Below are 6,256 nucleotides of genomic sequence, written 5' to 3' on the forward strand. Positions count from 1 at the left end.
AGGGTGCGCCAACGGCGGGGGGCGTCGGCGGCGCGCACCGGCCCGGCGCCCGGGGAGGGCCGGCCGCGGGGTCCTCCGCAGGCCATGAACCGTCCCCGCCGCCGTGCCCGCCCGCGCTTCCGTTCGTCGGCCGGCCGCCGCGAGGGCCGGACCGGCCGGCCGGACACCCCGTGCGGCCGATCGGGTCCCTGCCGGATCGGGTCCTGGCCGATCGGGTCCCGGCCGTGCGGCAGTGCCCGCTCACTCCCAGCCGTAGCGCTCCCGCAGCCGCCGGACGACCGCGTCGAACCGCGGCCGGTCCAGCGCGCACGCCTCACGTCGCATGCCGTCGTCGTGCACCCGCAGCACCCGGTCCAGATCGACCCAGGACTCCCGTCCCTCCCGGTCCCAGGCACCCGCCCCGATCGGCACCCACTCGTGGTCCCGGTCGTGGCGCTTGCTGGACAGCTGTACGGCCAGCACGGTGCCGCTCTCCTCACGGGCCACGACCAGCACCGGGCGGTCCTTGCCGCGCCCGTCGTTCTCGTCGTAGGGGACCCACGTCCAGACGATCTCGCCCGGGTCGGGATCTCCGTCGCGGTCCGGGGCGTACGAGGTCCGCACCGGGCCGACGGCGGCGGGGTCGGCCTCGGCGGTGGCCGAGGGGCCGCCGCGGCCGGGGGATTCCCCGGCGCCCGGGGCACCGGGGGAGCGGGCGGGACCGGGGGCGCCGGGGGCGCCGGGAAAGATCGTCACGGCCCCACGGTAGGGCCTCGGCGGGCGGGGCCGTCCGGATCACGCCGGGACGGGCCCGAATCAGGCCATCCACCGGCCGATCCGCAGGAGAGTTCTGGAAACATGGCCAGGGCGATGAGCCAGACACCCAGACAGTCCGCGGCGCGGTCCGTTCCCACCAGCGCCGATGTCGCCCGGTTGGCGGGGGTATCCCGGGCGACCGTCTCGTACGTACTCAACAACACCGCCGCCGTCCGCATCAGCGAGCCGACCCGCCGCCGGGTCCGCGAGGCGGCCGAGGAACTGGGCTATGTGCCGCACGCCGCCGCCCGCAGCCTGCGCGCCGGGCACTCCCGTATGGTCCTGCTGCCCACCGCCGCCTTTCCCATGGGCCCGCTCCACCACCGGTTCCTCCAGGAACTCCAGTGGGCGTTACGCGCGCTCGACTACACCGTCGTCCAGTACGGCAGCCTGGGCCTCGACGGCGACGAGGCCGCCCGCGCCTGGGCCGAACTGCGTCCCGTCGCGGTCGTCTCCCTCGGCGAGGTCGGCCTCACTCCGCACGGCGTCGGTGTGCTCAAACGCTCCGGTGCGAAAGCGGTCATCACGCTCGGTTCCGGGCAGGTGGACGGGGCGCACTCCCTCGTCATGGACCAGAGCGTGGTCGGCCACCGCGCGATCACCCACCTGGTGGAGCGCGGCCGGCGTGCCATCGGGGTCGTCATGCCGAGGGAGCCGGGTCTGGAGGGCTTCTCAGGACCCCGGATCGAGGGCGCCCGCCGGGCGGCGGCGGGCAGCGGCGCACGGATCGAGCCACTGCCCCTGGCGTACGACGAGGAGTCGGCGGGCGCCCTCGCCGGGAACTGGCGGCGACTCGGACTCGATGGCGTATACACGTACAACGACGACTACGCCATGCTGCTGATGCGCGCCCTCCAGGACGCAGGAATCGGTATCCCGCGCGACACCGCCGTGATCGGCGCGGACGATTCTCTGCTGGGCAGACTGCTGCGGCCCCGGCTGAGCACCGTCCATATCGACATGGTGACCGGGCGGCGGCTGGCCGAACTCGTCGACCGCGCGGTCCGCGATCCCGACGCGGAGCCGGAGCCGGAGCCGGACGATCTGATGGGGGCGCGAGTGGTGGGTCGCGAGTCCAGCTAGCGCGGTCGGCCCGGGACCGGCGGGCCCGAGTCCGGCCGGCCCGAGTCCCGCCGGCTCCGGGCGGGTGTGCGGCGGGCCCGAGGCCGGGCGGGTGTGCGGTGTGCGGGTGTGCGGCCGGGTGTGCGCCGGGCCCCGCCCCGCTCTAGCGTCGGTCGCATGAACCGTGACCCGCAGCGCTTCGAGATCCTGCTGGTGCCCGAGCATGTGGCGGGCCGTGACACGGCCTTTCTGGGAGACTCCGTCATCCGCTCGGCCGTCGTGGCGGCCACGGGAGAGACGGGTGCTTCCGGCTACCCCCGCTTCGCGGGCGAGGGGATGGTGGCCGATATCGACCCCGTGACCCGTACCGTCGAGGCGCTCCTGGTCGACGGCGCCGAACTGGACTACGGACTGACGGCCCGGGTGGTCGATCCGGCTGCCCTCTGACGTGGACGGCGCCCGCTGACGCGGACGGCCCCCGCACCTGCGGGGGCCATCGGGAGTGAGCGTCAGCCCTGCTGCGGGCCCTCACCGTTCGTCGCCGCGGCCTCGGCTGACTTGATGGACTGGCGCACCTCGTCCATGTCCAGCGCGCGCGCCTGGCCGATCACATCCTCCAGCGCGGCCTCGGGCAGCGCGCCGGGCTGGGCGAACACCGCGACGTTCTCGCGGACGATCATCAGCGTCGGGATCGACTGGATCTCGAACGCGGCGGCGAGCTCCTGCTGTGCCTCCGTGTCGACCTTCGCGAAGACCAGGTCGGGGTGGCGCTCGGCCGCCCCCTCGTAGACAGGGGCGAACTGCCGGCAGGGGCCGCACCACGAAGCCCAGAAATCGATCAGAACGAAGTCATTGTCGGAAACGACCTGATCAAAGTTCTCTTTCGTGAGCTCAACAGTGCTCATGGCGTGCTACCTCTCCCATATGTCCGGATGTCCGGTGACTCGCCCCCGACAACCGTGCCCGGGGCCGGGCTATTCCTGCCCTCGCTCCTGCCCCTGCCCCTGTGGCCAGTCGGCACACCCGGGACCAGACTGTTCCCATGATGGATGCAGATGCTTCTGAGTACGACGTCGTGGTGCTGGGCGCCGGCCCCACCGGGGAGAACGTGGCGGACCGGGTACGGGCCGCGGGCCTGAGTGTCGCGGTCGTGGAGAGTGAACTCGTCGGCGGCGAGTGTTCGTACTGGGCCTGTATGCCCAGCAAGGCCCTGCTGCGGCCGGTGATCGCCCGCGCGGAGGCACGCCGCGTCCCCGGGCTGCGCCAGTCGGTCCAGGGCCCGCTCGACGCCGAGGCCGTGCTGGCCCACCGTGACGCGTACGCCTCCCACTGGAAGGACGACGGACAGGTCCGCTGGCTGGATTCGACAGGCGCCCGCCTCTACCGGGGCAGGGGGAGACTGCAGGGGCCGAAGCGGGTCGAAGTCGACGGGCCGAAGGGCGAGCACCATGTCCTGACTGCCCGGCACGCGGTGGCCGTGTGCACCGGCAGCCGCGCGGTCCTGCCCGATCTGCCGGGGCTGGCCGGTGCCAAGGCGTGGACCAGCCGCGAGGCCACCAGCGCCCAGGCGGTGCCCGGGCGGCTCGCGGTCGTCGGCGGGGGAGTGGTCGGTGTGGAGATGGCCACCGCCTGGCAGGCGCTGGGCTCGCAGGTCACCCTGCTGGTGCGGGGAGACGGACTGCTGCCCCGGATGGAGAGCTTCGTCGGCGAGCAGGTCGCCGACGCGCTGACCGAGGCGGGCGCCGACCTCCGGCTGAACACCTCGGTCGTCTCCGTGGACCGCGCGGGCGGCACCGGCCCCGTGACGCTGGAGCTGGGCGGCGGTGAGCGCGTCGAGGCCGACGAGGTCCTCTTCGCCACGGGCCGGGCCCCGCGCACCGAGGACCTCGGCCTGGACACCGTGGGCCTGGAGCCGGGTGCCTGGCTGCCGGTCGACGACAGCTGCCGGGTCCCGGGCGTCGACTGGCTGTACGCCGTGGGCGATGTGAACCACCGCGCCCTCCTCACCCACCAGGGCAAGTACCAGGCCCGGATCGCCGGTGCCGCCATCGCCGCCAGGGCCCGCCGCGTCCCCCTCCTGGAGACCGACCGCTGGGGCGCGCACGCGGCCACCGCCGACCTCGCGGCCGTCCCCCAGGTCGTCTTCACCGACCCGGAGGCCGCCGCCGTCGGCCTCTCCCTCGCCGAGGCGGAGGCCGCCGGCCACCGCGTCCGTGCCGTCGACCAGGACATCTCCTCCGCCGCGGGCGCGGGCCTGTACGGCGACGGCTACCGGGGCCGCGCCCGGATGGTCGTCGATCTGGACCGGGAGATCCTCCTCGGCGTCACCTTCGTCGGTCCGGGCGTCGGCGAACTCCTCCACTCGGCGACCGTCGCCGTCGTCGGCGAGGTGCCCATCGACCGGCTGTGGCACGCGGTCCCGGCGTATCCGACGATCAGCGAGGTGTGGCTGCGGCTGCTGGAGGAGTACCGGGGTTAGGAACCGCCGCGGTAGGCGTGACCGGACTCCCCGGGACGCGAGCGACCCTTGAGGTGGCTGCGAGGCGCCTCGGACACACTGTTCCGTCCGGGAACAGGAGCCTGGAATTCGTTCAGGCCGTTCCGTTCTGGGGGTGGGTTCTGGTGAAAGGCATTGTGCTGGCCGGTGGGGCCGGAGGCAGGCTTTATCCGATTACGCGCGCGGTTTCCAAGCAATTACTTCCGGTCGGCGGAAAGCCGATGATCTACTATCCGCTTTCGGTTCTCATGCTCGCGAACATCAGGGACGTCCTCGTCATCACGACGCCCCATGACCTGCCGAGGTTCCGCACCCTCCTCGGCGACGGGTCCCAGCTCGGCATGGACATCAGCTACGCGGAGCAGTTCCAGCCGGCCGGTATCGCCGAGGCGCTGCTCATAGGGGCCGACCACGTCGGCGCCGACCCGGTCGCGCTGATCCTGGGCGACAACATCTTCCACGGCCCCCGGTTCTCCGATGTGCTGGCGGCGGAAGCCCAGGACGTGCGGGGCTGCGTTCTCTTCGGCTACCCGGTGCACGACCCGCACCGGTACGGGGTCGGGGAGGCGGACGAAGCGGGGAAGCCCGTCTCGATCGAGGAGAAGCCCGAACGGCCGCGGTCCAACCGGGCCATCACAGGTCTCTACTTCTACGACAACAGGGCGGTCAACATCGCCAAGAACATCGCGCCGTCGGCCAGGGGCGAGCTGGAGATCACCGATGTGAACCGGGTCTATGTCGAGCAGGGGGAGGCCAGACTGGTCGATCTGGGCCGCGGATTCGCCTGGCTCGACACGGGCACACCGGAATCCCTGCTCCAGGCCAGCCTGTATGTGGGAACGCTCGAAGAACGCCAGGGAGTCCGTATCGCGTGCATCGAGGAAGTCGCCCTGCGGATGGGATTCATCGACGCCGAAGCGTGCCACCGGCTGGGCGAGGAGATCGGCGGATCGAGTTACGGCCAGTACATCATGTCCATCGCCGGAGAAATGACCGGATAAACGACCGGAGAAATGGCCGGAGAAACGACGGAATGAATGACCGGAGAAATGGCCGGAGAAATGCGAGGAGGAAAGAGAGGCGGATCATCCGGTGATGATCCTGGCGACCCTTCGGACGTCCTCGACGAGCCTGGCCTGGAGCAGCGATTCGGCCTCGCCGACCGGACCGTCCGCCCCGGCGGCGACGGCAGCGGTGAACGCGTCCAGCGCGTTGCGCACCTGGTGGTCCGCGGGCATCGCCAGCTCGGTCAGCCGGTCCTGCTGCTGGAGCCGGACCACCGGCTTCAGCTGCTCCGGCGGGGTGAACGCCCGCTCCACCGAGATCCGGCCCTCGCTGCCCCACAGGGCATAACTCGACCGGTACGAGTGGCGGAAGCCGAAGTCGAGCTGTGCCGCGACGCCGTCGGGTGCGCACAGCAGCGCGGTCCCGGCCACATCCACCCCGGTGGTGTCGTCCACCCGCAGCGTGGCGGCCAGTACCTCCGGTACGCCGGACAGATACAGCTGCGCCGTACGCAGCGGATAGACGCCCACATCCAGCAGCGCGCCGCCGCCGAGTGAGGGGGAGTAGCGGAATCCCGCCGGGTCCAGCGGCGGTACGCCGAACGAGCCGGACACCACCTCAAGCTCGCCGATGGCCCCCTTGTCGAGCAGCGACCGGACCCCGGTGTGCTGGGAGTGGTGCAGGAACATAAAGTTCTCGGCCAGGATCCGGCGGTGCCGCCGCGCCAGTCCCATCAGCTCGGCCGCCTCGGCGTGTGTCGTGCACAGCGGCTTCTCGCACAGCACGTGCTTGCCCGCCCGCAGCGCCTCGGCGACCTGCTCGAAGTGCAGCGCGGGCGGGAGCGGGACATACACCGCGTCGATGTCGTCCCGCTCCAGCAGGGTCCGGTAGCCCTTG

General features: G+C 72.0%; 7 protein-coding genes. 4 read left to right on the forward strand and 3 right to left on the reverse strand.

Annotated features, from left to right (window positions below; translation table 11 throughout):
* Nucleotides 1-240: 240 nt before the first annotated feature.
* A complete protein-coding gene (locus ACWF94_RS29960) occupies nt 241-735 on the reverse strand; it encodes a type II toxin-antitoxin system PemK/MazF family toxin (protein WP_453495350.1) in 495 nt (164 codons plus the stop codon).
* 114 nt (nt 736-849) lie between these two features.
* On the opposite strand from ACWF94_RS29960, the gene ACWF94_RS29965 reads away from it, so the two are divergent.
* Together ACWF94_RS29965 and ACWF94_RS29970 are read left to right on the forward strand one after the other, a co-directional pair.
* Complete coding sequence (locus ACWF94_RS29965) at nt 850-1,878, forward strand: LacI family DNA-binding transcriptional regulator (protein ID WP_453495353.1); 1,029 nt, start codon at nt 850-852, stop codon at nt 1,876-1,878.
* Between the two features lie 156 nt (nt 1,879-2,034).
* Complete coding sequence (locus tag ACWF94_RS29970) at nt 2,035-2,304, forward strand: hypothetical protein (protein ID WP_453495356.1); 270 nt, start codon at nt 2,035-2,037, stop codon at nt 2,302-2,304.
* A gap of 62 nt (nt 2,305-2,366) precedes the next feature.
* Here the strand turns inward: ACWF94_RS29970 and trxA are convergent, their stop codons facing one another.
* On the reverse strand, nt 2,367-2,762 hold the full coding sequence (gene trxA, locus ACWF94_RS29975; RefSeq protein ID WP_453495359.1) for a thioredoxin: 396 nt from the start codon (nt 2,760-2,762) through the stop codon (nt 2,367-2,369).
* A 137-nt stretch (nt 2,763-2,899) separates the two neighbouring features.
* Between trxA and ACWF94_RS29980 the strand changes: the two genes are divergently transcribed.
* Entirely contained in the window at nt 2,900-4,336 is a 1,437-nt protein-coding gene (locus tag ACWF94_RS29980) for a dihydrolipoyl dehydrogenase family protein (protein WP_453495362.1), read from the forward strand.
* Nucleotides 4,337-4,479: 143 nt separating this feature from the next.
* Nucleotides 4,480-5,355, forward strand: a complete 876-nt coding sequence (gene rfbA / locus ACWF94_RS29985; protein ID WP_453495365.1) for a glucose-1-phosphate thymidylyltransferase RfbA — start codon at nt 4,480-4,482, stop codon at nt 5,353-5,355.
* A gap of 84 nt (nt 5,356-5,439) precedes the next feature.
* On the opposite strand, the gene ACWF94_RS29990 is transcribed toward rfbA, so the two are convergent.
* The coding region (locus ACWF94_RS29990) for a Gfo/Idh/MocA family protein (RefSeq protein ID WP_453495368.1) at nt 5,440-6,256 on the reverse strand (817 nt) is incomplete at its 5' end.

It is taken from the genome of Streptomyces sp. NPDC055078, from assembly GCF_053607985.1.